This window comes from Phenylobacterium sp. (genome assembly GCF_965284355.1).
GTDB lineage: Bacteria > Pseudomonadota > Alphaproteobacteria > Caulobacterales > Caulobacteraceae > Phenylobacterium.
On the sequence record NZ_OZ260078.1, the window covers coordinates 453,078 to 474,321 of the forward strand.

The 21,244-nt window shown below is 69.0% G+C and carries 19 protein-coding genes; 12 read left to right on the plus strand and 7 right to left on the minus strand.

The window, feature by feature from the left end; translation table 11 throughout:
- Positions 1–88: 88 nt before the first annotated feature.
- The 4 genes from tyrS (at position 89) to ACQ66R_RS02300 (ending at position 3,664) form a co-directional block, all read left to right on the plus strand.
- The gene (gene tyrS / locus ACQ66R_RS02285; protein ID WP_430418875.1) at positions 89–1,345 is read left to right on the plus strand and encodes a tyrosine--tRNA ligase; all 1,257 of its coding nucleotides are present in this window, start codon (positions 89–91) and stop codon (positions 1,343–1,345) included.
- A 159-nt stretch (positions 1,346–1,504) separates the two neighbouring features.
- On the plus strand, positions 1,505–1,966 hold the full coding sequence (locus ACQ66R_RS02290) for a peroxiredoxin (protein ID WP_430418876.1): 462 nt from the start codon (positions 1,505–1,507) through the stop codon (positions 1,964–1,966).
- A gap of 140 nt (positions 1,967–2,106) precedes the next feature.
- Positions 2,107–3,261: a M23 family metallopeptidase gene (locus tag ACQ66R_RS02295; protein WP_430418878.1), complete on the plus strand. Its 1,155-nt coding sequence runs from the start codon at positions 2,107–2,109 to the stop codon at positions 3,259–3,261.
- Positions 3,242–3,664 carry a bactofilin family protein gene (locus ACQ66R_RS02300; RefSeq protein WP_430418879.1) on the plus strand — a complete coding sequence of 141 codons (423 nt, stop codon included), beginning with the start codon at positions 3,242–3,244 and terminating at the stop codon, positions 3,662–3,664. Before ACQ66R_RS02295 ends, ACQ66R_RS02300 begins: the two co-directional genes overlap by 20 nt.
- Here ACQ66R_RS02300 and prfB read toward each other — a convergent pair.
- From prfB to ACQ66R_RS02315, 3 genes are all read right to left on the minus strand, one after another.
- Positions 3,665–4,775 (minus strand): peptide chain release factor 2 gene (gene prfB / locus ACQ66R_RS02305; protein WP_430418881.1). Its coding sequence is split into 2 segments (ribosomal slippage): positions 3,665–4,705 and positions 4,707–4,775, totalling 1,110 coding nucleotides; the frame shifts between segments, so codons are not numbered across the junction.
- Between the two features lie 201 nt (positions 4,776–4,976).
- On the minus strand, positions 4,977–7,313 hold the full coding sequence (locus ACQ66R_RS02310; RefSeq protein WP_430426186.1) for a penicillin-binding protein 1A: 2,337 nt from the start codon (positions 7,311–7,313) through the stop codon (positions 4,977–4,979).
- A gap of 195 nt (positions 7,314–7,508) precedes the next feature.
- Complete coding sequence (locus ACQ66R_RS02315; protein ID WP_430418883.1) at positions 7,509–8,699, minus strand: N-acetylmuramoyl-L-alanine amidase family protein; 1,191 nt, start codon at positions 8,697–8,699, stop codon at positions 7,509–7,511.
- Positions 8,700–9,178: 479 nt separating this feature from the next.
- On the opposite strand from ACQ66R_RS02315, the gene ACQ66R_RS02320 reads away from it, so the two are divergent.
- The 6 genes from ACQ66R_RS02320 (at position 9,179) to ACQ66R_RS02345 (ending at position 17,713) form a co-directional block, all read left to right on the plus strand.
- Entirely contained in the window at positions 9,179–11,848 is a 2,670-nt protein-coding gene (locus tag ACQ66R_RS02320) for an Rne/Rng family ribonuclease (protein ID WP_430418885.1), read from the plus strand.
- Between the two features lie 51 nt (positions 11,849–11,899).
- Positions 11,900–13,291, plus strand: coding sequence for a M48 family metalloprotease (locus tag ACQ66R_RS02325; protein ID WP_430418887.1), 1,392 nt, complete (start codon positions 11,900–11,902; stop codon positions 13,289–13,291).
- Positions 13,292–13,414: 123 nt separating this feature from the next.
- The gene (locus ACQ66R_RS02330) at positions 13,415–14,167 is read left to right on the plus strand and encodes a DsbA family protein (protein WP_430418889.1); all 753 of its coding nucleotides are present in this window, start codon (positions 13,415–13,417) and stop codon (positions 14,165–14,167) included.
- 50 nt (positions 14,168–14,217) lie between these two features.
- Positions 14,218–15,708, plus strand: coding sequence for an NAD(P)/FAD-dependent oxidoreductase (locus ACQ66R_RS02335; RefSeq protein ID WP_430418891.1), 1,491 nt, complete (start codon positions 14,218–14,220; stop codon positions 15,706–15,708).
- A 100-nt stretch (positions 15,709–15,808) separates the two neighbouring features.
- The gene (locus ACQ66R_RS02340; RefSeq protein WP_430418893.1) at positions 15,809–17,212 is read left to right on the plus strand and encodes an aldehyde dehydrogenase family protein; all 1,404 of its coding nucleotides are present in this window, start codon (positions 15,809–15,811) and stop codon (positions 17,210–17,212) included.
- Between the two features lie 108 nt (positions 17,213–17,320).
- Positions 17,321–17,713: a GFA family protein gene (locus ACQ66R_RS02345; RefSeq protein WP_430418895.1), complete on the plus strand. Its 393-nt coding sequence runs from the start codon at positions 17,321–17,323 to the stop codon at positions 17,711–17,713.
- 77 nt (positions 17,714–17,790) lie between these two features.
- On the opposite strand, the gene ACQ66R_RS02350 is transcribed toward ACQ66R_RS02345, so the two are convergent.
- The 4 genes from ACQ66R_RS02350 to thiS form a co-directional block, all read right to left on the minus strand.
- A complete protein-coding gene (locus ACQ66R_RS02350) occupies positions 17,791–18,219 on the minus strand; it encodes a hypothetical protein (RefSeq protein WP_430418897.1) in 429 nt (142 codons plus the stop codon).
- Between the two features lie 155 nt (positions 18,220–18,374).
- Positions 18,375–19,142: a LytTR family DNA-binding domain-containing protein gene (locus ACQ66R_RS02355; protein ID WP_430418898.1), complete on the minus strand. Its 768-nt coding sequence runs from the start codon at positions 19,140–19,142 to the stop codon at positions 18,375–18,377.
- Positions 19,143–19,173: 31 nt separating this feature from the next.
- Positions 19,174–19,965 carry a thiazole synthase gene (locus ACQ66R_RS02360; RefSeq protein WP_430418900.1) on the minus strand — a complete coding sequence of 264 codons (792 nt, stop codon included), beginning with the start codon at positions 19,963–19,965 and terminating at the stop codon, positions 19,174–19,176.
- 1 nt (position 19,966) lies between these two features.
- On the minus strand, positions 19,967–20,167 hold the full coding sequence (gene thiS, locus ACQ66R_RS02365) for a sulfur carrier protein ThiS (RefSeq protein WP_430418901.1): 201 nt from the start codon (positions 20,165–20,167) through the stop codon (positions 19,967–19,969).
- 77 nt (positions 20,168–20,244) lie between these two features.
- On the opposite strand from thiS, the gene aroQ reads away from it, so the two are divergent.
- Together aroQ and accB are read left to right on the plus strand one after the other, a co-directional pair.
- Positions 20,245–20,685 (plus strand): type II 3-dehydroquinate dehydratase, encoded by a 441-nt coding sequence (gene aroQ, locus ACQ66R_RS02370; RefSeq protein WP_430418903.1) that lies wholly within the window; start codon positions 20,245–20,247, stop codon positions 20,683–20,685.
- Positions 20,686–20,748: 63 nt separating this feature from the next.
- Positions 20,749–21,240: an acetyl-CoA carboxylase biotin carboxyl carrier protein gene (gene accB / locus ACQ66R_RS02375; RefSeq protein ID WP_430418905.1), complete on the plus strand. Its 492-nt coding sequence runs from the start codon at positions 20,749–20,751 to the stop codon at positions 21,238–21,240.
- Positions 21,241–21,244: the final 4 nt, after the last annotated feature.

Consider the following 21,244-nt stretch of genomic DNA (forward strand, 5'->3'; position numbering starts at 1 on the left):
TGCCATGTCCCTCGATATTGCGTCCCTCGCTGTGCTAGAGCGCCCCGCGCCTGGCCCTGATGCGCCCGACCAAGAGATTCCAACTGCGATGACCGAGACCGCGTTCAAGTCCGACTTCCTGAAGGTCCTGCAGGAGCGCGGCTACATCCACCAGATCACCCATCCGGCCGAGTTGGACGAGCTCGCGGCGAATGGTGTCGTCACCGCCTACATCGGGTTCGACGCCACGGCGCCGTCGCTGCACGTGGGCTCGCTGATCCAGATCATGATGCTGAAGCGTCTGCAGGAGACCGGCCACAAGCCGATCGTGCTGATGGGCGGCGGCACCACCAAGATCGGCGACCCGACCGACAAGGACCAGTCGCGCCCCCTGCTCACCGAGGCCCAGATCCAGGCCAATATCGCCTCGATCAAGACCGTGTTCGCCAAGTTCCTGACCTTCGGCGACGGCCCCACCGATGCTGTGATGGTCGACAACGACGAGTGGCTGTCGAAGTTCGGCTACGTGGAGTTCCTGCGCGACTACGGCGTGCACTTCACCGTCAACCGCATGCTGGCGTTCGACAGCGTCAAGGCACGGCTCGAGCGCGAGCAGCCGATGACGTTCCTCGAGTTCAACTACATGCTGATGCAGTCGGTGGACTTCCTGGAACTGGCCCGCAAGCGCGGCTGCGTGCTGCAGATGGGCGGCTCGGACCAGTGGGGCAACATCGTCAACGGCGTGGAGCTGATCCGCCGCGTCGAGGGCAAGCCCTCGTTCGGCCTGACCACGCCGCTTCTCTCGACAGCGTCGGGCCAGAAGATGGGCAAGACGGTGGGCGGGGCCGTGTGGCTGAACGCCGACATGCGCAGCCCCTACGACTACTGGCAGTTCTGGCGGAACACCGAGGACGCCGACGTGGGCCGCTTCATGCGCCTGTTCACCGACCTGCCGCTCGACGAGATCGCGCGCTTGGAGAAGCTGCCGGGCGCCGAGATCAACGAGGCCAAGAAGGTGCTGGCCAACGCCGCCACGACGATGCTGCACGGCGCGGCCGAGGCCGAGAAGGCCGCGGCCGCGGCGCAGGCGGCCTTCGAACAGGGCGCGCTGTCGGCCGACCTGCCGACCGTCGAGGTGGCGACCGGCCTGCTCGAGGCCGGCGTCCAGCTGGCCGATCTGGCGGTCACCGCGGGGCTGGCCGGCTCCAAGGGCGAGGCCCGTCGCCTCGCCCAAGGCGGCGGCCTGCGCGTGAACGACAAGGCCGAGCCGGACGCCAACCGCACGATCACGTCCGCCGATCTGGCGAACGGCGTCGTGAAACTGTCGGCCGGCAAGAAGAAGATCGTGCTTGTGAAGCCAGTGTGACGCCCTTCCCTCCCTTGATGGGGAGGGACAGGCCGCGCCAGCGGCCAGGGTGAGGTAGTAGGGGCCGGGACGCAGGCGTGTGGGATGATCGGCACTCCCTCACCCTGCTCGCCTCCGGCGAGCTGTCCCTCCCCATCAAGGGAGGGAAAAGGAGACGCGATGACGACCGTGACCGAAGGGGCCGCCGCGCCCGACTTCAACCTCGAGACCCCGGACGGGCCGGTGCGCCTGGCCGACTTCGCCGGCAAGATGGTGGTGCTCTATTTCTACCCCAAGGACGACACCTCGGGCTGCACCAAGGAAGCCCAGGAGTTCACGGCGCTCGCGTCCGAGTTCGCCAAGGCGGGCGTGACGGTGGTGGGCGTGTCCAAGGACAGCGTCGCCTCGCACAAGAAGTTCGCCGCCAAGTACGACCTGGGCGTCAAGCTGGGGTCGGACCCTGAGGGCGTCGTGATCGAGGCCTACGGCTCGTGGGTCGAGAAGAGTCTCTATGGCCGCAAGTACATGGGCATCGATCGCTCCACCTTCCTGATCCAGGACGGCAAGATCGCGAAGGTCTGGCGCAAGGTCCGCGTGCCCAACCACGCCCAACAGGTTCTGGATGCCGCAAAAGCGCTCTGAAGCGTGGCTGTAACCGATAAACGATGTTCACCTGCGGCCGCTGGTCGCTTTGGGGTCGATTGGCCCCTTAACCACCTTGCATGCCCGAAAAAAGTCGTCGCATATCGCGGCCACCGAGGGATGGGGACTCCGGCGGCAGTATGAAGAGCTTCACGCAGCTTCGGCGCTCGCTTGTAGAGCTATTTCCTGAGCGGCACCTCTACGTCCGCTCGGGCGGGGCCATGAAGGCCTTCGTTCTCACCACCAAGAAGCAGATGGTCCTGGCCGGCGGCGTCGCCGCGAGCGCGCTCTGGATGGGCGTCTGCACCGCCGCGATGCTGGTCAATCTGATGTCGGCGTCGGCCGCCGACCGCGAGATCGCCAAGCTCAAGTCCCAGTCCGAGCGCTACGTGGCCGACCGCCAGGCCCGGCTGGACAGCGCGATGGCCCGCCTGAACGCGGCCAGCGGCTCGAACACCGACATGGCCGCCTCGATGGAGAAGCGCCACGCGGCCCTGGCCCTGCTGCTCACCGACATGAAGGGCGCGCCCGGCGCGGCCGAGGCCCTGACGCCCGCCATCACCCGCGCCCTGGCCCAGGCCGACGCCAGCCCGGTTCGTCGGGTGGAACAGGTACGGATCGGCCAGGAACAACTGCTGGAAGCGGCCGACTCTTTCGCCAAGAGCCGCGCCGACCGCCTCCGCATCGCCTTCCGCATGGCGGGCCTCTCGCCGTCGACGTTCGTCGACCGCGGCGCCGCCCTCGGCGGGCCGTTGATCGAATCGAAGGATCCCCGCGCCCTGGCCGCCGTGCTGGACGTGGACGAGGACTTCGCCATCCGCATCCATCGCGCCGCCCGCGACCTGAACGAAGCCGAGTCCCTCGCCGAGGCGGTCGACGACCTGCCGCTGGCCCGACCCACCGCCGGCGGTCCGCAGACCAGCGGCTTCGGCGTCCGCTTCGACCCATTCACCCGCCGACCGGCCTATCACTCGGGCCTGGACTTCTCGGGCGCCCACGCCACGCCGATCTATGCGACCGGCCCGGGCGTGGTGGCCTACGTCGGCCGCCGGTCAGGCTACGGCAACGTTGTCGAGATCGATCACGGGCGCGGCCTCAAGACCCGCTACGCTCACCTCTCCGGCTTCTCCGTCAGCCCAGGCCAACGCATCGGCGTCGGACAGCGCATCGCGGCGATGGGGTCGACCGGGCGATCCACTGGGACCCACCTCCACTATGAGGTATGGGTGAACGGACGGGCCCAGAACCCGGGCCGTTTCCTCAAGGCCGGGCAGTATGTTCTCCAGAACGACTAAGGACGCCGCTCCCGAAGCCCCATCCCAGCCGCGCAAGCTGTCGGCCGCCTCGCTGGTGGCCGAAGACGTCCGCATCACGGGCAATCTCGAGACCGCCGGCGATCTGCACCTGGACGGCACGGTGGACGGCGACCTGCGCGTGGGCCTGCTGGTGATCGGCGAGACGGGCAGCGTCTCGGGCGCGATCCACGCTGACGCCGTCGAGGTCCGCGGACGCGTCACAGGCGTGATCTGCGCGCGCCGCGTCAAGCTGTGGTCGACCGCCCGCGTGGACGGCGACATCAGCCACACCGAACTCTCCATCGAAGCCGGCGCCCACTTCGAAGGCCGCAGCCTGGCGCTGGTCCCGCCCGTCCAGCAGGCGCTGGAAGGCCCCGCCGCGCTCAGCGTCGCGGCGGAGTAGCTACTCCCGCGTCGCGCCCACCCGCTGCGCCAGCGCGGCGCCCATGAACTGATCCAGGTCGCCGTCGAGCACCCCTTGCGTGTCCGAGGTCTCCACCTCGGTGCGCAGGTCCTTCACCATCTGGTACGGCTGCAGGACGTAGCTGCGGATCTGGTGGCCCCAGCCGATGTCGGTCTTCTGGTCTTCCACCGCCTGGGCCGCGGCCTCGCGCTTGGCCAGCTCGGCCTCGTAGAGCCGGGCCTTCAGCTGCTTCCAGGCCTGGTCGCGGTTCTGGTGCTGCGAGCGCTGGTTCTGGCAAGCCACGACGATGCCGGTCGGGATGTGCGTCAGGCGGACCGCCGAGTCCGTCTTGTTGACGTGCTGGCCGCCCGCGCCCGAGGCCCGGTAGGTGTCGGTGCGCACGTCGGACGGGTTGATCTCGATCTCGATGGTGTCGTCCACCACCGGATAGACCCACACCGACGCGAAGCTGGTGTGGCGCTTGGCGGCGGCGTCGAACGGCGAGATGCGGACGAGGCGGTGGACCCCGCCCTCGGTCTTCAGCCAGCCGTAGGCGTTCGTGCCCTTGATCTGCAAGGTGACCGACTTGATCCCGGCCTGTTCGCCCGAGGTCTCTTCCAGGAAGTCGACCTCCATGCCGTGCGCGTTGGCCCAGCGGGTGTACATGCGCAGCAGCATGCCGGCCCAGTCGTTGGACTCGGTGCCGCCGGCGCCGGAGTTGATTTCCACGAAGGCGTCGTTGCCGTCGGCTTCGCCCGAGAGCAGCGCCTCGAGTTCGGCGCGGCTGGCGCGCTCCTTGATCGCCTTAAGCTGTGCGATGGCCTCGGCGTAGCTGTCCTCGTCGCCCTCGTCCTCGGCCATCTCGGCATAGCCGATGGCGTCGGTGAGGTCGCGCTCCAGCGACTGCACGGCCTCGACCTGGGCGGCCAGGCGCGAGCGCTCGCGGCTCACGACCTGGGCCTCGGACGGCCGGTCCCACAGGCTCGGGTCCTCGACCCGGGCGTTCAGTTCGTCGAGTTTGCGGAGGGCAGGTTCCCAGTCAAAGACGCCTCCTGAGCAGTTCGATCGACTGCTCGATGTCGGCCTTGGCGGCCTCGACATCCGCTCTCATGGAGAGACTCCCAAAACGTGAGCCGCGGGCTCTAGCCTGCGCTGCCCGTCAGCACAAGCGGCCCGCCGCCATCTTCGCCGCCGTGGGCGCCTCATGATTCAACCGCCGAGAGCGCGGAGATCCGCAGAGCGGCCATGCGGTCCGGGTCTCTCGGCATGTCTCCGCGCGCTCCGCGGTTTCGATAGCGACGCCCAAGCGACCTCAGAACAGGTCGGACAGGTCGTCCTTCTTCTTCGGCGGCGGCGGGGGCGGCGCGACGGCCGCGGCGGCGTTGGGCGCGCCGGTCACCTGGCCGTTGCCGAACACCTTGTCGTAGGGCTGCGGACCCGAGGGCGTCCCGGCGGCGCCCAGTCCCACGGTCGAGGCCGCCGGCTCGGTGCCCGGCCGGAACGCCTCGCGGATGCCCCGGATCGAGGCGTACTTCGCGTTCGACGGCGCCTTGAACGGCTCGGCCGGCTTGTCCTTCAGCGCCTCGGTCATGAATTCGGTGAAGATCGGCACGGCGGCGACGCTGCCGGTCTCGTTGTTCCCCAGGCTGCGGTTGTCGTCGAAGCCGATGTAGACGCCCACGACGAGGCGCGGCGAGAAGCCCATGAACCAGGCCGAACGGTAGTCGTTGGTGGTGCCGGTCTTGCCGCCCAGGGGCTTGCCGATGGACGAGGCCTGGGTCGCGGTGCCGCGCAGCACGACGCCTTCCAGGAACGAGGTGACCTGATAGGCGGTGATCGGATCCATGACCTGCTCGCCGCCACGCGGAATCCGCGGGCTCTCGCCGCCGGTGAAGCCACTGGTGCAACGGTCGCACTCGCGACGGTCGGCGCGCCAGATCACCTTGCCGTTGCGGTCCTCGACCACCTCGATCAGGCGGGGCTGCACCATCTTGCCGCCGTTGACGAAGGTCGAGTACGCGCCGGCCATCCGGTAAACCGTGGTCTCGCCCGACCCCAGGGCCATGGCCAGGACCTTGTCCATCTTCTTGGTCACGCCCATCCGGATCGCGAGATCCGAGATCTTGGTCATGCCGACGCTCTGGGCCAGGCGCACGGTCATGGTGTTGCGCGACAGCTCGAGACCCCGGCGCAAGGTGAGCGCGCCGTAGTAGTCGCGGCTGTAGTTCTCGGGGCTCCAGGACTGACCGCCGAAGCCCTTCAGGGTGATCGGCGCATCCATCACCGTGCTGGCCGGCGTGTAGCCACTCTCCAGGGCCGCGGCGTAGACGATCGGCTTGAACGACGAGCCGGGCTGGCGCAGCGCCTGGGTCGCGCGGTTGAAGCTGGACAGCGAGAACGAGTACCCGCCCACCATCGAGACCACCCGGCCGGAGTACGGCTCCATCGCCACCAGCGCGCCGTTCACCGCCGGCACCTGCTTCAGCCGCCACGGGCCTCCGTCCTTGGCGGGTTCGACGAACACCAGGTCGCCGACGCCGATGCCCTTCCCGGCCCGGGCCCAGCTGATGTCCTGGCCCGCGATCTGGCCTTCGTCGCCCTCGATCGTGCGCACCCGCACGGCTCCGCCCGCGACGCTCACCACCACCGAACGCTTCCAGTCCTGGCGCTCGCGCGGCTTGGTGGTCTTGCGCGCGACATCCTCCCAGCCGTCCAGCGTGGTGACGTGGCCGAAGGCGCCGCGCCAGCCGTGACGGCGGTCGTAGGTCTCCAGCCCGTTCATCAGCGCCTGCTTGGCCGCGCTCTGCAGGCGCGGGTCCAGCGTGGTGCGCATATAGTAGCCGCCGGCGTTCAGCCGCTCGTCGCCCAGCTCCTCCATGTTGAGGGCGATGCGCCGCACCTCCTCCACGAAGTAGTCGGCGTCGCGGTACTGCGAGCGGGACGGCGCCGGCTGGACCGTCAGCGGTTCCTTCATTGCCGCATCCGCCTCGGCGCGGGTCACCCAGCCCAGATCGGCCATCTGGTCGATCACCCAGTTGCGGCGCCCGATGGCGGCCCCGGTGCGGCGGATCGGATGGTAGTTGTCCGGCCCCTTGGGCAGGGCGGCCAGATAGGCGCTCTCGGCCAGGGTGAGCTCGCTCAGCGACTTGCCGAAGTAGTTGTAAGCGGCCGCGCCAACGCCATACGAGCGGTAGCCCAGCCAGATCTCGTTCATGTACAGCTCGAGGATCCGCTCCTTGGAGAGCGTCTGTTCGAGCTGGGAGGCCAGGATCGCCTCCTTCAGCTTGCGACCGATGGTCTGGTCGCTGGTCAGCAGGATGTTCTTGGCCACCTGCTGGGTGATGGTCGAACCGCCTTCCAGGCGCCGACCCTGCGCCAGGTTGATGACGTTCTTGGCCATCGCTCGGCCGAAGCCGCCGACGTCGACGCCGCCGTGTTGGAAGAACCCATGATCCTCGGCGGCCAGAAACGCCTGGGCCGTCTGGGCCGGAATGGCCTCGTAGGGCACGAAGATTCGGCGTTCACGCGAGAACTCGCCGATCAGAGTGCCGTCCCAGGCGTAGGCGCGGGTCGCGGTGGGCGGATGATAGTCCACCAGGTCGCCCGCATCGGGCATGTCGTGGAACAGCCACGCCGCATAGACGCCCATGGCCACGGCGGCGACGGCAATGAAGCTCAGCACCGCAATTCCGGCGATACCGAACCACCGCGGGGGGCTGGCCCGCTCGGGATTAGGCCGTTCCGGACTGCTGGGGGACGTCAAAACTGGGATCGGGCTCTCGGCGCTAGACCTGTCGTCTAGCCTGTGTCGTCGCGGGCGCCAACGGCCCGGCGACGATCCGCGTCAGCGCGACGCGACCTTCATGGGTTCGCCGAAGTGCGCGTCGATGGCCTGGGACACCGCCCGCATCAGCCGCGTGCGCGCCGCGGGATCGCGCAGCCGGGCCTCGTCCTCGGGATTGTTGACGAAGCCCATCTCGAGCAGCACGGCCGGAACGTCGGGGGCCAGCAACACCATGAACCCCGCGTCGCGGTGGCTGCGACGCAGCATGGGCGCCTTGCCCTCGATGTTGGCCACGAGCGTCTGGGCGAACACCGCCGAGCGGTTCCGCGTGGCCCGCTGGGTCAGGTCGAAGAGGATGTCGCGCACACCCTGATCGCCGGCCAGGCTGGCCTTCATGAACCAGTCGTCGCGGCTGACGAACCTGGTGGCCCGCGACGAGGCCTTGTCCGACAGCGTGTAGACCGAAGCGCCCTTGAGGTTGGTCTCGGGCGCCGAGTCCGAATGCAGCGAGATGAACAGATCGGCGTTGGCGCGCTGCGCCACGCGCACGCGGGTTTCCAGCGGCACGTAGACGTCGGTGGAACGGGTCAGCACGACCTTGTAGCGGCCCGAGCGGCCCAGCTGATCGGCCAGGGTCAGGGCGGCGGCGAGGTTGACATCCTTCTCATAGCCCATGGCGCCCTTGGCGCCGGCGTCGCGGCCCCCATGGCCGGCGTCGATCACCACCACCTTCTTCAGCGGCAGCGCGGGCTTCTTCACGGGCAGGAACTGAGCGCGGATCGCCGGCGACGGCTGGATCTTGGTCGGCGCAGAGGTCATCACCGCGCCCGGCGCGGCCGGCGCAGCGGACGCCACGTCGATCACATAACGATAGCTGGTCACGCCGTCGGCGGGCGGCAGCAGGAATCGGCGCTTGACCGACGCCGGGCCCGCCAGGTCCATCTGCAGCAGCGCCCCGCCCTGCCCCTTCTCGACCGTCCAGGCCTTCACGACGCCGCGGCCGGCGCCCTGCTGGGCCACGACGGTGTCGACGCCGTTCAGCAGCACCGCCACGCGGCGGTCCGCGGTCCCGTCGGACAGCACCTTGGCGCTGGTGACCCCGTCGAGTTCGATGACGAGCCGGGTTTCACGGGAGTCTCCCCCCATGCGAACCTTGAGCAGGCCCACGTTCTCGGTGGCGGCATGACCCACGGCGAAGACGGCGAGACCAACGGCCACGACGGCGCCGGCGACCAGCGCCCGCCCCCGCATCCGACCTGTCTCGCGCTTGTTGCCCCGCACCGTCCTAAAGCCTCGAAAAGACGAAGATTCGCAGAAAGCGATCGCAGACGCCATATAGAGGCGCGGCCCGTGGACAAAGGGTTAACGAGGTGTTGCGGCCCCGCACACCTCTTCTCTCCCATAACGCGAGCACTGGCTTTCCTTTTGACGCCCAGTGTTGCAATGTCCGGCCGCGCCGCGCCGGAGCGCCCGTATCGGGCCCGAACGCGACGCGCCATAACCAACCGGCGTCGGCTCCGGCCGTGTACTCGGCAGCGACGCCCCCTCCGATCCGCGCCCCTCGGGACACGGCCTAGGAACACACCCGATGAGCTGCGCAGCTCGAGCCACCTTTGGCCCCAAGGCCGACCGAGACGCCGTTTCCGGCGCGCTCGCAGGTCACGCGCGCGCTCGTCCCATTTGCCGGCAGCGCCGGGCTTCAAACGCCCCCGCGCGCCGCGGAGAGACTTATGCCCAAGACGATGTTGATCGACGCAGCCCACGCGGAAGAGACGCGTGTGGTGGTCGTCGACGGGAACCGCGTTGAAGAGTTCGATTTCGAGAGCCAGAACAGAAAGCAGCTCCGGGGGAACATCTACCTCGCCAAGGTGACGCGCGTTGAGCCGTCCCTGCAGGCGGCTTTCGTCGAGTATGGCGGCAATCGCCATGGCTTCCTGGCCTTCAACGAAATCCACCCCGACTACTACCAGATCCCCCTCGCCGACCGCGAAGCGCTGCTGCGCGAAGAGGCCGAGGACCATGACGACGACGAGCGCCCCGCCCGCGGCCGTCGCGGCAGCCGCAATGGCGACGCCGAGGCGGAAGCGCATGGCGACGACGACGATGACACCGAAGCCCTGGGCTCGGACGACGACGACGACGTCATGGAAGAAGAGCTGGCGCGCCGCCGTCGCCGGCTGATGCGCCGCTACAAGATCCAGGAAGTGATCCGCCGCCGGCAGATCATGCTGGTCCAGGTCGTCAAGGAAGAGCGTGGCAACAAGGGCGCCGCCCTCACCACCTACCTGTCGCTGGCCGGCCGCTACGGCGTGCTGATGCCCAACACCGCCCGTGGCGGCGGCATCAGCCGCAAGATCGACACGGCCACCGACCGCAAGCGCCTGAAGGGCGTGGTCGCCAGCCTGGCCGTGCCGCAGGGCATGGGCCTGATCGTGCGCACCGCCGGCGCCAAGCGCACCAAGGCCGAGATCAAGCGCGACTACGACTATCTGCTGCGCCTCTGGGAGAATATCCGCGAGACGACGCTGCACTCGATCGCGCCCGCGCTGATCTACGAGGAAGAAGACCTCGTGAAGCGCACGATCCGCGACCTCTACGACAAGGATATCGACGAGGTCTGGGTCGAGGGCGAGGCCGGCTACAAGGAAGCCCGCGACTTCATGCGCATGCTGATGCCGTCGCAGGCCAAGAAGGTGATGGCCTATCGCGAGCCGACGCCGCTGTTCGTGAAGCACCGGGTCGAGGACCACCTCAGCCAGATCTACTCGCCCACCGTGCCGCTGCGCTCCGGCGGCTACCTGGTGATCAACCAGACCGAGGCGCTGGTCGCCATCGACGTGAACTCGGGCCGCTCGACGCGTGAGCGCAACATCGAGGCCACGGCGCTCAAGACCAACCTGGAAGCGGCCGAAGAGGCCTGCCGCCAGCTGCGCCTGCGCGACCTCGCCGGCCTGATCGTCATCGACTTCATCGACATGGATGAGTCGAAGAACAACCGCGCCGTCGAGAAGAAGCTGAAGGACGCGCTGAAGGACGATCGCGCCCGGGTCCAGATGGGCAAGATCAGCCCGTTCGGCCTGATGGAGATCAGCCGCCAGCGTCGCCGCACCGGCGTTCTGGAAGGCACCACCCACGTCTGCGAGCACTGCGCGGGCACCGGCCGGGTCCGCTCGGTCGAGTCGAGCGCGCTCGCATCCCTGCGGGCGCTGGAGATCGAAGCCCTCAAGGGCGGCGGCGAAGCGGTCCTGCGGGTTCCGCGGGCCGTCGGCCTCTACATCCTCAACGAGAAGCGCGCGCATCTGGCGCGGTTGCACGCGGCGCTGGGCCTGTTCGTCACGATTGTCATCGAAGACGAGATGTCGCACGCCGAGCACGTCATCGAGCGCACCTCGATGGAAACGCGGCCCGACCACGTCCCGCCCGCCGTCACGTCCGCCCAGGCCTATCAGCCGCTGACCGACGACGACGAGTTCGACGACGAAGCGGTCGATGAGGACGAAGACGAAGACGAAGAGGACGTCGAAGACGATCTCGAGCGCGAAGACACCGACGACGACGCAGCCCATGCGCGCAATCCGCGCGAGGAGCGTGGCCGTGACGACGACGAGGGCGCCCGCCGCGGCCGCCGGCGTCGGCGTCGAGGGCGTCGCGATGGCGAAGAGCGTCCGGAACGCACCAGCGAGCCCCGTGGGGATCGCGAGCCGCGCCCGGCTCGCGCCGAGAGCGACGAGGACCGCGAAAGCCGCCGCCGCCGCCGTGGCCGCCGCGGCGGCCGCCGGTCGCGCGACGAGTCCCGTCCGGTCGACGCGTTCTCGTGGGTGCGCCCCTGGGTGCCCTACGGCGACGATCCCTTCGTCTGGTACGACCCCGCGGAGGATCTGAAGCCGATCGCACCGTCGTCGGTCGAGCCGCCCCGCGCCGAGGCCGCTCCGGTCGCAGCCGAGGTCGCCGCCGCTTCACCGCAGGTGAAGGCTCGCGCCGCGGACGAGGACGACATCTGGGTGGAACTGCCCGAGGTCGAGGAAAAGCCGAAGCGCAGCCGCCGCAGCCGCAGCCGTGGCCGTGGACGCAGCGAGGAGGCTGCGGCCGTGGCCGAAGAGGTCCCGCCGCCGCCTGAGCCGGAGCCCGAAGCCGAAGTCGCGGTCGTCGAGACCGTGGCCGAAGCCCCGCCGGCCAAGCCGAAGCGTTCGCGCAGCCGCAAGGCCGCGGCTCCCGCAGCTGAGGCCGTCGCCGAGGCCCCCGCGCCCGAGGCGGTCGCCGAAGTGATCGAGGTCGCTGCGCCCGCCGCGGCCGAACCCGCTCCGGAACCCGAGCCTGCGCCTGCGCCCAAGGCGCCGGATCCGGCCGAGATCAGCGGCCCCGCGCCGACGCCGCGCAGAGGGTGGTGGCGACGCGGGTAACGGATTAGCATCCGGCCGGATCGGGGGGTGTCGGACTTAAGAGTGTCGAGCATGAATTCCCCTTTCCGGTCGGTTTCGCGTCTGGCGCTGACGGCGGCGCTCGCCGTCGGCTTCGCCATCGCGGCGAGCCCGGCCGCGGCCCAGTCGTTGATCCGTGACACCGAGATCGAGGAAATCCTGGCTCGTGACGCCGAGCCGATCCTGAAAGCCGCCGGCATCGACGCGAAGAGCGTCGAGATCGTGCTGATCGGCTCGAAGGAGTTGAACGCCTTCGCCGGTCCGCGGGTGATGGGTTTCAACACCGGCCTGATCCTGGAATCCGACGACCCCAACGAACTGCAGGGCGTCATCGCCCACGAAGTCGGTCACCTCGCCGCCGGGCACTCCGCCCGGCGCGGCGAGATGAGCTCGGCGGGCATGAAGCCTTTCCTGCTGACCATGGGCCTGGGCGTCCTGGCCGCGCTCGCGGGCTCGCCCGAGGCGGCGGCCGGCCTCGCCGGAAGCGCCAGCTACTTCGGGACACTTGGGGCCCTGGGCTACAGCCGCGAACAGGAAGGCCGCGCCGACCAGGCGGGGGCCGCCCTGCTCGACAAGGCCGGCCTGTCGGGCAAGGGCCTGGCCGAGTTCTTCGACAACTTCCGCTACCAGGAGGTCTTCGACGAGGCCCGGCGCTTCGCCTACTTCCGCAGCCACCCGATCTCGTCCGACCGGATCGAGTCCCTGCGCCGCAAGGTCGAGGTCCAGCCCAACTACAACAAGAAGGACAGCCCCGAGGCGATGGCCGAGCACGCGGTCATGAAGGCCAAGCTGGACGGCTTCCTGAACCCCGGCGTCGCAATCACCAAGTACGACGAGAAGGCCACCGACTATCCGTCGCGCTACGCCCGGGCCATCGCCTACTACCAGCTGAAGGAGCCCGACCGGGCCCTGAAGCTGGTCGACGCCCTCCTCCAGGAGCAGCCGACCAATCCCTACCTCTGGGAGCTCAAGGGCCAGATCCTGTTCGAGTTCGGCCGGACCGAGGAAGCCGAGACGCCCCAGCGCAAGTCGGTCGAGCTGAAGCCCGAGGCCCCGCTCCTGCGGGTCAACCTGGGCCAGACCCTGATCGCGCTCGACGACAAGAAGAAGGTGCTGGAGGGCGTGGCCGAGCTGAAGCGGGCCCTGACCCACGAGGAAGACAACGCCGTTGCCTGGCGCCTGCTGGCCGAGGCGCACGACAAGCTGGGCGAGGACGGCCTCGCCCGCCTGGCCACTGCCGAGTACAACTTCTACATCGGCGACAAGCGCCAGGCCCGCGTGTTCGCCATGCGCGCCCGCGAGATGCTGGCGCGGGGCACGCCCGAGTGGCGGCGCGCCACCGACATCGTGCTGGTCGCCGAGCCCACCCGCGAAGACCTGCGCGACCTCGCCCGCGAGGGTTCGGTGGCCGACAACCGGCGGTGAGCGCCCAAGCCTGTTCCTATCGGAACAGGCTTTGAACCCAAGTAAATGTGAGCGCGTCTTGGAACGGAAAACCGGCAACCACTTTTCCGCGACGCGCTCGCCCCTCAGACCTATCTGGACCCGATGAAGCGCTACGCCCCCCTCGCCGTCGCCATGACGGCCGCCCTCGCCCTTTCCGCCTGCCAGAAACAAGCCGACGCCGAGTTCGGCGCGAAGGTGCGCGCCTATCTGCTGGAACACCCCGAGGTTCTGGAGGAGATGGCGCTCAAGTTGCGCGAGAAGCAGACCCTGGCCGCCGCCAAGGCCAGCGCGGCCACGGTCAACAAATACCGCCAGCAACTCGAGCGCGACCCCCGCGACGTGGTGATCAACCCGAACGGCGAGTTCACCGTCGTCGAGTTCTTCGACTACCGCTGTGGCTACTGCAAGGTCGTGGCGCCAGAGATGGTCACGCTGATGCAGGAAAATCCGGACGTCCGCTTCGTCTTCAAGGAATTCCCGATCTTCGGCGAGGTCTCCGAGACCGCCGCCAGGATCGCGCTGACCGCCGAAGGCAAGACCAAGGGCCTGCAGCTCTACAAGGCCTTGATGGAGGATCGCGGCCTGGACGAGGCGGCGCTGGACCGTCACATGATAGAGGTCGGCCTGGATCCGGCGGCGGCGCGCAAGGCCGCCGCCAGCCCGGCGATCACCGAACAGCTCGACGACGTCCGCACCCTCGCCCAGGCGCTGGGCCTGCAGGGCACCCCGGCGTTCATCATCGGCGACTATGTGATTCCCGGGGCCGACCTCGACGCCGTGAAGGCGGCCATCGCCAAGGTGAAGGGCCAGAATCTGAAACGGCCCCCCGCCACGGCCCCAGGCTCCCCGACGTAAAGATCGGCCTCTGGTAGACTGCTTCGCGAAGAACCTCTCAGGGGAGTACGATGAGCGAACGGGTCGTGGTGATCGGGGCCGGAATGGCCGGGCTCTGGACGGCGATGGCGCTGGCCGGGCCGGATCGCGAGATCGTGGTGCTGGATCGCGACCCGCCGCCTCCCGAAGGCGGCGCCGATGCGGCCTTCGACGACTGGCAGCGCCGCGGCGTCGGGCACCTGCGCCATAGCCACGCGTTCCTGGCCCGCCTGCGCACCATCGTCCGCGACCGCCATCCGGCCCTGCTGGACGCCCTGCTGGCCGCCGGCTGCCGCGAACTGGGCTTCGAGGGCGGCCTGACGCCCAAGCACAAGGAAAACTACGTCCCGGCGCCCATCGACGCCGACCTGGCCATCCTGACCAGCCGTCGCACGACGCTGGAACTGGTGATGCGCCGCTACGCCGAGGGCCTGCCCGGCGTGACCATGCGGCCGCAGACCTTCGTGAAGGACCTAATCGTCGAGGCCGGCGCGCCGCCCCGCGTCACCGGGGTGCGCCTCGAGGACGGAAGCGAGCTGTCGGCCGATATCGTCGTGGACGCCGCGGGCCGCACCTCCAGCGCGCCTGATCACCTGGCGGCGGCCGGCGTGACCATTCCTGAGCAGTTCGAGCCCTGCGGAGTCATCTACTTCACGCGCCACTACCGCCTGAACCCCGGCTGCGAGGAGCCGCCGCGCACGCGGGCGGGCGCCACGGGCGACCTGGGCTACCTCAAGTTCGGGGTCTTCCCGGCCGACAACGGCTGCTTCTCGATCACGCTCTGCGCCCCCGAGGTTGAAGAAGAGATGCGCAAGGCGATCGTCGATCCCGAGATTTTCGACGCCATCTGCCGCGAACTCCCGGGCGTCGCGCCCTGGATCGATCCCGAGCGCGCCAAGCCCACCAGCAAGGTGTTCGGCATGGGCCAGCTGCAGAGCCGCTGGCGCGAGCTGACGCCAGGCGGCAAGCCCACCGTGCTGGGCTTCTATCCTGTGGGCGACAGCGTGGTGCGGACCAACCCGCTCTACGGACGCGGCTGCTCGTTCGCGGCGGTCAGCGCCTACCTGCTGGCCGACGCCCTGGCGGCGGCCCAACATCCGGCGGCGCGCCTTGCGGTCTATCGCGACGGTCTCGAGCGCGAGCTGCGGCCCTACTACGACGTGATGCGCAAGGCCGACCAGGGCGCCATCAAGCGCGCCCGCGCCGCCCTCCTGCCCGCCGGCAAGCCCAGCCTGCGCAGCAAGGTGATGCGGAGCTTCCTGGAGGACGGCGTCGCCATCGCCATCCGCGAGGATGTGGAGCTGATGCGCGCCTTCCTGAAGGGCTTCCACATGCTGGAGCACCCCGAGGCGTGGCTGAAGAAGCCGGCCAACCTGGCGCGGATCATGAAGGTCTGGGCCCGCGGCAAGGCCCGGAACGCCGACCTCTACCCGGCCAAGGGCGGCCCGGATCGCGAAGAGATGTTCGAAAAGGTGGGCGTCTCGGCGAACGCCGACCGCGAACGGCTGCAAGCCGCCGCGTAATCTTCCTCTCCCACTCCGTGGGAAAGGAAGCGGCTCGGCTTGACCGCCCTGACGTAAGGGGCGTTCCCTCCCTCCCGAAGACTTCCCCGGGAGGAACGAGATGTCGGACTACAAGCTCTTGATCAACGGCGCCCTGGTGAACGGCGACGCTATGCTCGACGTGGTGAACCCGGCCACCGAGGCGGTGTTCGCCACCTGCGCCCGCGCCTCGAAGGCCCAGCTGGACCAGGCCGTCGCCGCCGCGCAGGCCGCCTTCCCGGCCTGGAGCAAGACCTCGATCGACGAGCGTCGCGCCCTGCTGCTCAAGATCGCCGACGCCATCCAGGCCAACCTCAACGACCTCGCCCGCCTGCTGGTCCAGGAACAGGGCAAGCCGCTGCAGGACGCCATGGGCGAGATCTTCGGCGCCGCGGCCTTCTTCCGCTACTTCACGACGCTCAGCCTGGATGCCCGCGTGGTCAGCGACGACGCCACCAGCCGCGTCGAGGTGCGTCGCAGGCCCCTGGGCGTCGTGGGCTGCATCGTGCCGTGGAACTTCCCGATGATCCTGATGGCGTTCAAGGTCCCCGCGGCCCTGCTCGCCGGCAACACGGTGATCGTGAAGCCCGCGCCGACCACGCCGCTGACTGCCCTGAAGCTGGGCGAGATCATCAAGGACATCGTCCCGCCGGGCGTCGTGAACATCATCGCCGACAACAACGAGCTGGGCGGCGAGATGACCAAGCATCCGGGCATCCGCAAGATCAGCTTCACCGGCTCGACCGAGACCGGCAAGAAGGTGATGGCCAGCGCCGCCGACGCGCTGAAGCGCATCTCGCTCGAGCTGGGCGGCAACGACGCCCTGATCGTGCTGGACGACGTCGACCTCAAGGAAACGGCCCCCAAGGTTCTGGGCGCGGCCATGCAGAACGCCGGCCAGGTCTGCATCGCGGCCAAGCGCATCTACGTCCACGAGAGCATGTACGACGCGATGTGCGATGAGCTGGCCCGCTTGGCCGGCGAGATGGTGGTGGGCGACGGCCTGGAACAGGGGACCCAGATGGGCCCGCTGCAGAACAAGGCCCAGTTCGAGAAGGTGCTGGGCTTCATCGAGAGCGCCAAGAAGGACGGCAAGGTCATCGCCGGCGGAGGCCGCAAGGGCGACAAGGGCTATTTCATCGAGCCCACCATCGTCCGCGACATCACCGACGGCGCCAAGCTGGTCGACGAGGAGCAGTTCGGCCCGGTCATGCCGGTGATCAAGTACTCCGACCCGGCCGAAGCGGTGGCCCGCGCCAACGCCTCGATCTACGGCCTGGGCGGCTCGATCTGGGCCAAGGACACCGAGAAGGCCTGGAGCCTGGCCGAGCAGATGGAGTCCGGCTCGGTGTGGGTGAACAAGCACGCCGACCTGCAGCCCCACCTCCCCTTCGGCGGCTCGAAGTTCTCGGGCATCGGCTCCGAACTGGGCGAGGAAGGCCTGAAGGAGTTCACCCAGGTCCAGGTCCTGAACATGGCCCGCTAAGGGCCCAGGCGGGCGGCGCTGCAGGCGCCGCCCTCCGCTGCCGCCACACCGTTGTCAGCAGCCCCGCCCTAGTGTCTCGCCCACGGCAGACATGAGGGAGACCCGCCGATGCTCACCGGACGTTGCCACTGCGGCGCGATCACCTACGAGATGGGCGAACAGACAGTCCATCACACCCTGTGCCACTGCACGGACTGCCGCCGCTCGGCGGGCGCGCCCATGGTGGCCTGGGGCATGGTCCCGGCGGACCAGATCACCATCCATGGCGCGCCGCACGTCTACGCCTCGTCCGAACACGGCCGCCGCCACTTCTGCCCCGCCTGCGGCACGGGTCTCTTCTACACGAACGACGAGATCTTCCCTGGCCTCATCGACGTCCAGACCGCCACCCTCGACGACCCCGCCGCCCTGCAACCCACCGCCCACATCCAGGTCGCCGAACGCATCGCCTGGATGGCGACCGCCCACGGCCTCCCCGCCTTCGACCGCTATCCGGGCTGAGCGTGCGGCTCGGTCAGGGTCCCGGGGCTTCGGAGGCGGACACCGGGGCGGACCCTCGGAGCTCCGGGTCGAGCGGCCTATCGCCGCCGCCGCTGCGCCACCATCGGATGCAGGAGACCGCCGTGATAGGTCACCACCCCGCACATCCGGTCTGCCGCGCCTGAGAGCGCTGCGTTGTAGATAACGTCGCCCTCGCGCGATCCCACGACCATCCGCACCGTCTGGCCGCTGACGGTGAGGCTTCGCACCACGACCGGCGCGGTCCGCACGGGTGTCAGGGTCCCGGCATACTGCCCGTCGAGCCGGCCGACCGTCAGCAGGCCGAAGCTCGGGATGCCGCCCACGTCCATATAGACGTCCCACAATCCGGTCAGGTCCGGTTCGCCGGCAGGCGCCGCGGCGCTGGGGCCGCAGGTCGTCTTCAGGACCGTCGCGTCCTGCGCCAAGGCCGCGGCGGGAAGCGCGGTGACGAGCATGAGGGCGCAGGCAAAGAGTTGGTTTCGCATCTGATCTCCGATGGGGTTGCAGTCGCCCCGTCTCGATCAGCTCCTCCGGCCGGCGACAACGGCCCATTCCGCCAATGCCATTGGCGGGCCCAGGATTTGCGGCAATGCCACACGCCGCCTGGGGCCGTCGCGTCGACATCGCCTCCCGGGCCCGGTCAGGCGTCGCGCGTCTCCAGGCCCGAGCGGACGGCCGCGAGATAGGTTCTGCCCACCGGCACCGTCAGGCCGCCGGCGAGATCGATGAGTGTCTGGTGTCCCTCGCGGCGCAACCCCGCGACCGCCTCGCGGGCGACCCACCAGCGCCGGTGCGCCTGAAGGCCGAGCTGCGACGGGAGCAGTTGTATGGCCTCGCTGAGCTGCATGGAGACGAGCGCCGAACCGCGGCGGGTGTGGACCATCACGTAGTGATCCTGCGCCTCGAGGGCCACCAGGTCGCGGCCCAGCCGCTCGGGAACCCGCGCGAAGAACCGGTCGACGTTCAGGTCTTCCGCCGGCGGCGCGGGCCGGGCCTGCGCCAGCGAAGGCCACGACGCGATGCCGCTGATGACCAACTGGACCGACGCGACCGAGGCGTAGAGCGACACCAGCTCTCGCGGCGGCGTCGACCGGGCAAAGACCATATCGAGCGCCCAGGCCACGACGAACATCATCGGCAGGGTCGACACCAGTCCCACGATCACGATCGCCGCCACGATCGGCAGGCGCGCGAACGGCCGCGCCGGACGAAGGAACTGCAGGGTGGCGACCGCCAGTCCGTAGCCCACCGCCACGAGCGCGAACCAGAAGGCGTAGCGTGCGGGCGCCGCCAGCGACTGGAACGAGCCGAACGGCCCCGCGAATCCCAGGAACGTCCCCAGCGCGATCGCTCCGTAGGCGCTGGCGAAGCGCGGAGAGGTCCAGGCTCGAAGGAAGGTCGATGACATCTTACGCCCTGACAGAGGCGACCGAAGGACCTTAGATCAGCCCGCTCAGCGGAGACGACGGATCCGCGTACATCCGCTTGCCCATGCGGCCCGCCAGGAAGGCCTCGCGCCCGGCGATCACCGCGTGCTTCATGGCGACCGCCATGCGGATCGGGTCCTTGGCCTCGGCGATGGCCGTGTTCATCAGCACCGCGTCGCAGCCCAGCTCCATGGCCACCACCGCGTCCGAGGCCGTGCCGACGCCGGCGTCCACCAGCACCGGCACCTTCGTCTGCTCGATGATCAGGCCCAGGTTCAGCATGTTCTGGATACCGCGGCCCGAGCCGATCGGGGCCGCCGCCGGCATGATCGCCGCGGCGCCCGCGTCCTCCAGCTTCTTGGCGTAGACCGGGTCGTCCGAGCAGTAGACCATCACCTGGAAGCCGTCGGCGATGAGCAGCTTCAGCGCCCGCAGGGTCTCTTCCATGTCGGGCAACAGGTGCGCCGTTTGCGACAGCACCTCCAGCTTCACCAAGTCCCAGCCGCCCGCCTCGCGCGCCAGGCGCAGGGTGCGGACCGCGTCCTCACCGGTGAAGCAACCCGCAGTATTGGGCAGATACGTGAAGCGCTCGGGCTTCACATAGTCGGCCAGCATCGGCTGGTTGGGATCGCTCAGGTTCACCCGGCGCAGCGCCACGGTGACGATCTCGGCCCCGGCCGCCTCGGCGGCGGCGGCGTTCTGAGCGTAGTCCTTGTACTTGCCCGTGCCCACGATCAGGCGCGAGGTGAAGGTGCGGCCGGCGACCGTCCAGGTTTCGTTCGAATTGTGGGTCGAGCCGTCCACGTCAGCCGCCTCCGATGAAAGCTACGATCTCGATCCGGTCGCCGTCGGCTACCGGGGTCTTCTGATAGGCCGACCGGGGCACGATCTCCAGGTTTCGCTCGACCGCCACCTTCTTCGTATCCAGCCCCAGCGCCGCCACCAGGCCCGCCACGTCGGAAACACCCGAAAAGGCCCGGCTTTCCCCGTTGATCGTCAGTTGCACGCGTATGCTCCGTTCGCCTTGCTTGTGACCTTGGCCGGGGCCCGTTACAAGGGCCCGGAATCGCGCGGCGGAGCCGAATGCCGAAACCGATCTATGTGCTGAGCGGGCCGAACCTCAATCTCCTGGGGACCCGCGAGCCCGAGATTTACGGACATCAGACCCTGGACGACGTTCGTGGCCTCTGCGAGGCGCGCGCGAAGTCCAAGGGCTATGACGTCGTGTTCCGTCAGTCCAACCATGAGGGGCAACTCGTGGACTGGATCCAGGAGGCCCGTGAAAAGGCCTCGGCCCTCGTGCTGAACCCGGCGGCCTACGGCCACACCTCCATCGCCATTCTCGACGCCCTGAAGATGCTCGCCATCCCCATCGTCGAGTGCCACCTCTCGAACCCGGCCGCCCGCGAGGCGTTCCGTCGGGAGACCTATGTTTCGCTGGCCGCCACCGGGGTCGTCTCCGGCTTCGGGGCAGCGAGCTATGAACTGGCCGTCGAGGCCGCCGCGGGCCTTGTGGCCCGCTGAACCGAAGCAAGAACGGCGGGCCTCGCGGCCCGCTGGCACAGACTGAAAGACAAGGGCTGAACCATGCCGACCTCTTCCAAGGCGCCCGCCGATCCGTTCGACGCCCGCCTCGTGCGCAAGCTGGCCGACATCCTCACCGAAACCGGCCTCTCCGAGATCGAGGTCGAGCAGGGCGCGCTGAAGATCCGCGTGGCCAAGCAGGTGACCGCCGCGGCCGTGCATCACGTAGCGGCCCCCGCCCCGGTCGCCGCCGCGCCCGCCCCGGCGCCCGTCGCCGCTGCGTCCGCGCCGGCGGCTGACGCCGCGCCCGCGGTCGCCAAGGGCGAGCCGGTGAAGTCCCCGATGGTGGGTACGGTCTACCTGCAGTCCAACCCCGGCTCGCCCGCCTTCGTGAAGGTCGGCGACACGGTCGAGGCCGGCCAGACGATGTTCATCATCGAGGCCATGAAGACCATGAACCCCGTGCCGGCCCCCCGGTCCGGCAAGGTCGTCCAGGTCCTGGTCGACGACGCCACCCCCGTCGAGTTTGGCGAAGCGCTCGCCATCATCGAGTAGTTCG

Bases quoted from the DNA above. Each gene is read 5' to 3' on its own strand.
- ACQ66R_RS02295 (WP_430418878.1), top strand. From the start codon at position 2,107: ATGAAGAGCTTCACGCAGCTTCGGCGCTCGCTTGTAGAGCTATTTCCT.
- ACQ66R_RS02330 (WP_430418889.1), top strand. From the start codon at position 13,415: ATGAAGCGCTACGCCCCCCTCGCCGTCGCCATGACGGCCGCCCTCGCC.
- aroQ (WP_430418903.1), top strand. From the start codon at position 20,245: ATGCCGAAACCGATCTATGTGCTGAGCGGGCCGAACCTCAATCTCCTG.
- ACQ66R_RS02335 (WP_430418891.1), top strand. From the start codon at position 14,218: ATGAGCGAACGGGTCGTGGTGATCGGGGCCGGAATGGCCGGGCTCTGG.
- accB (WP_430418905.1), top strand. From the start codon at position 20,749: ATGCCGACCTCTTCCAAGGCGCCCGCCGATCCGTTCGACGCCCGCCTC.
- ACQ66R_RS02315 (WP_430418883.1), bottom strand. From the start codon at position 8,699: ATGCGGGGGCGGGCGCTGGTCGCCGGCGCCGTCGTGGCCGTTGGTCTC.
- ACQ66R_RS02355 (WP_430418898.1), bottom strand. From the start codon at position 19,142: ATGTCATCGACCTTCCTTCGAGCCTGGACCTCTCCGCGCTTCGCCAGC.
- ACQ66R_RS02310 (WP_430426186.1), bottom strand. From the start codon at position 7,313: ATGGGCGTCTATGCGGCGTGGCTGTTCCACGACATGCCCGATGCGGGC.
- ACQ66R_RS02290 (WP_430418876.1), top strand. From the start codon at position 1,505: ATGACGACCGTGACCGAAGGGGCCGCCGCGCCCGACTTCAACCTCGAG.
- ACQ66R_RS02325 (WP_430418887.1), top strand. From the start codon at position 11,900: ATGAATTCCCCTTTCCGGTCGGTTTCGCGTCTGGCGCTGACGGCGGCG.
- tyrS (WP_430418875.1), top strand. From the start codon at position 89: ATGACCGAGACCGCGTTCAAGTCCGACTTCCTGAAGGTCCTGCAGGAG.
- ACQ66R_RS02345 (WP_430418895.1), top strand. From the start codon at position 17,321: ATGCTCACCGGACGTTGCCACTGCGGCGCGATCACCTACGAGATGGGC.
- ACQ66R_RS02340 (WP_430418893.1), top strand. From the start codon at position 15,809: ATGTCGGACTACAAGCTCTTGATCAACGGCGCCCTGGTGAACGGCGAC.
- ACQ66R_RS02320 (WP_430418885.1), top strand. From the start codon at position 9,179: ATGCCCAAGACGATGTTGATCGACGCAGCCCACGCGGAAGAGACGCGT.
- ACQ66R_RS02300 (WP_430418879.1), top strand. From the start codon at position 3,242: ATGTTCTCCAGAACGACTAAGGACGCCGCTCCCGAAGCCCCATCCCAG.
- ACQ66R_RS02350 (WP_430418897.1), bottom strand. From the start codon at position 18,219: ATGCGAAACCAACTCTTTGCCTGCGCCCTCATGCTCGTCACCGCGCTT.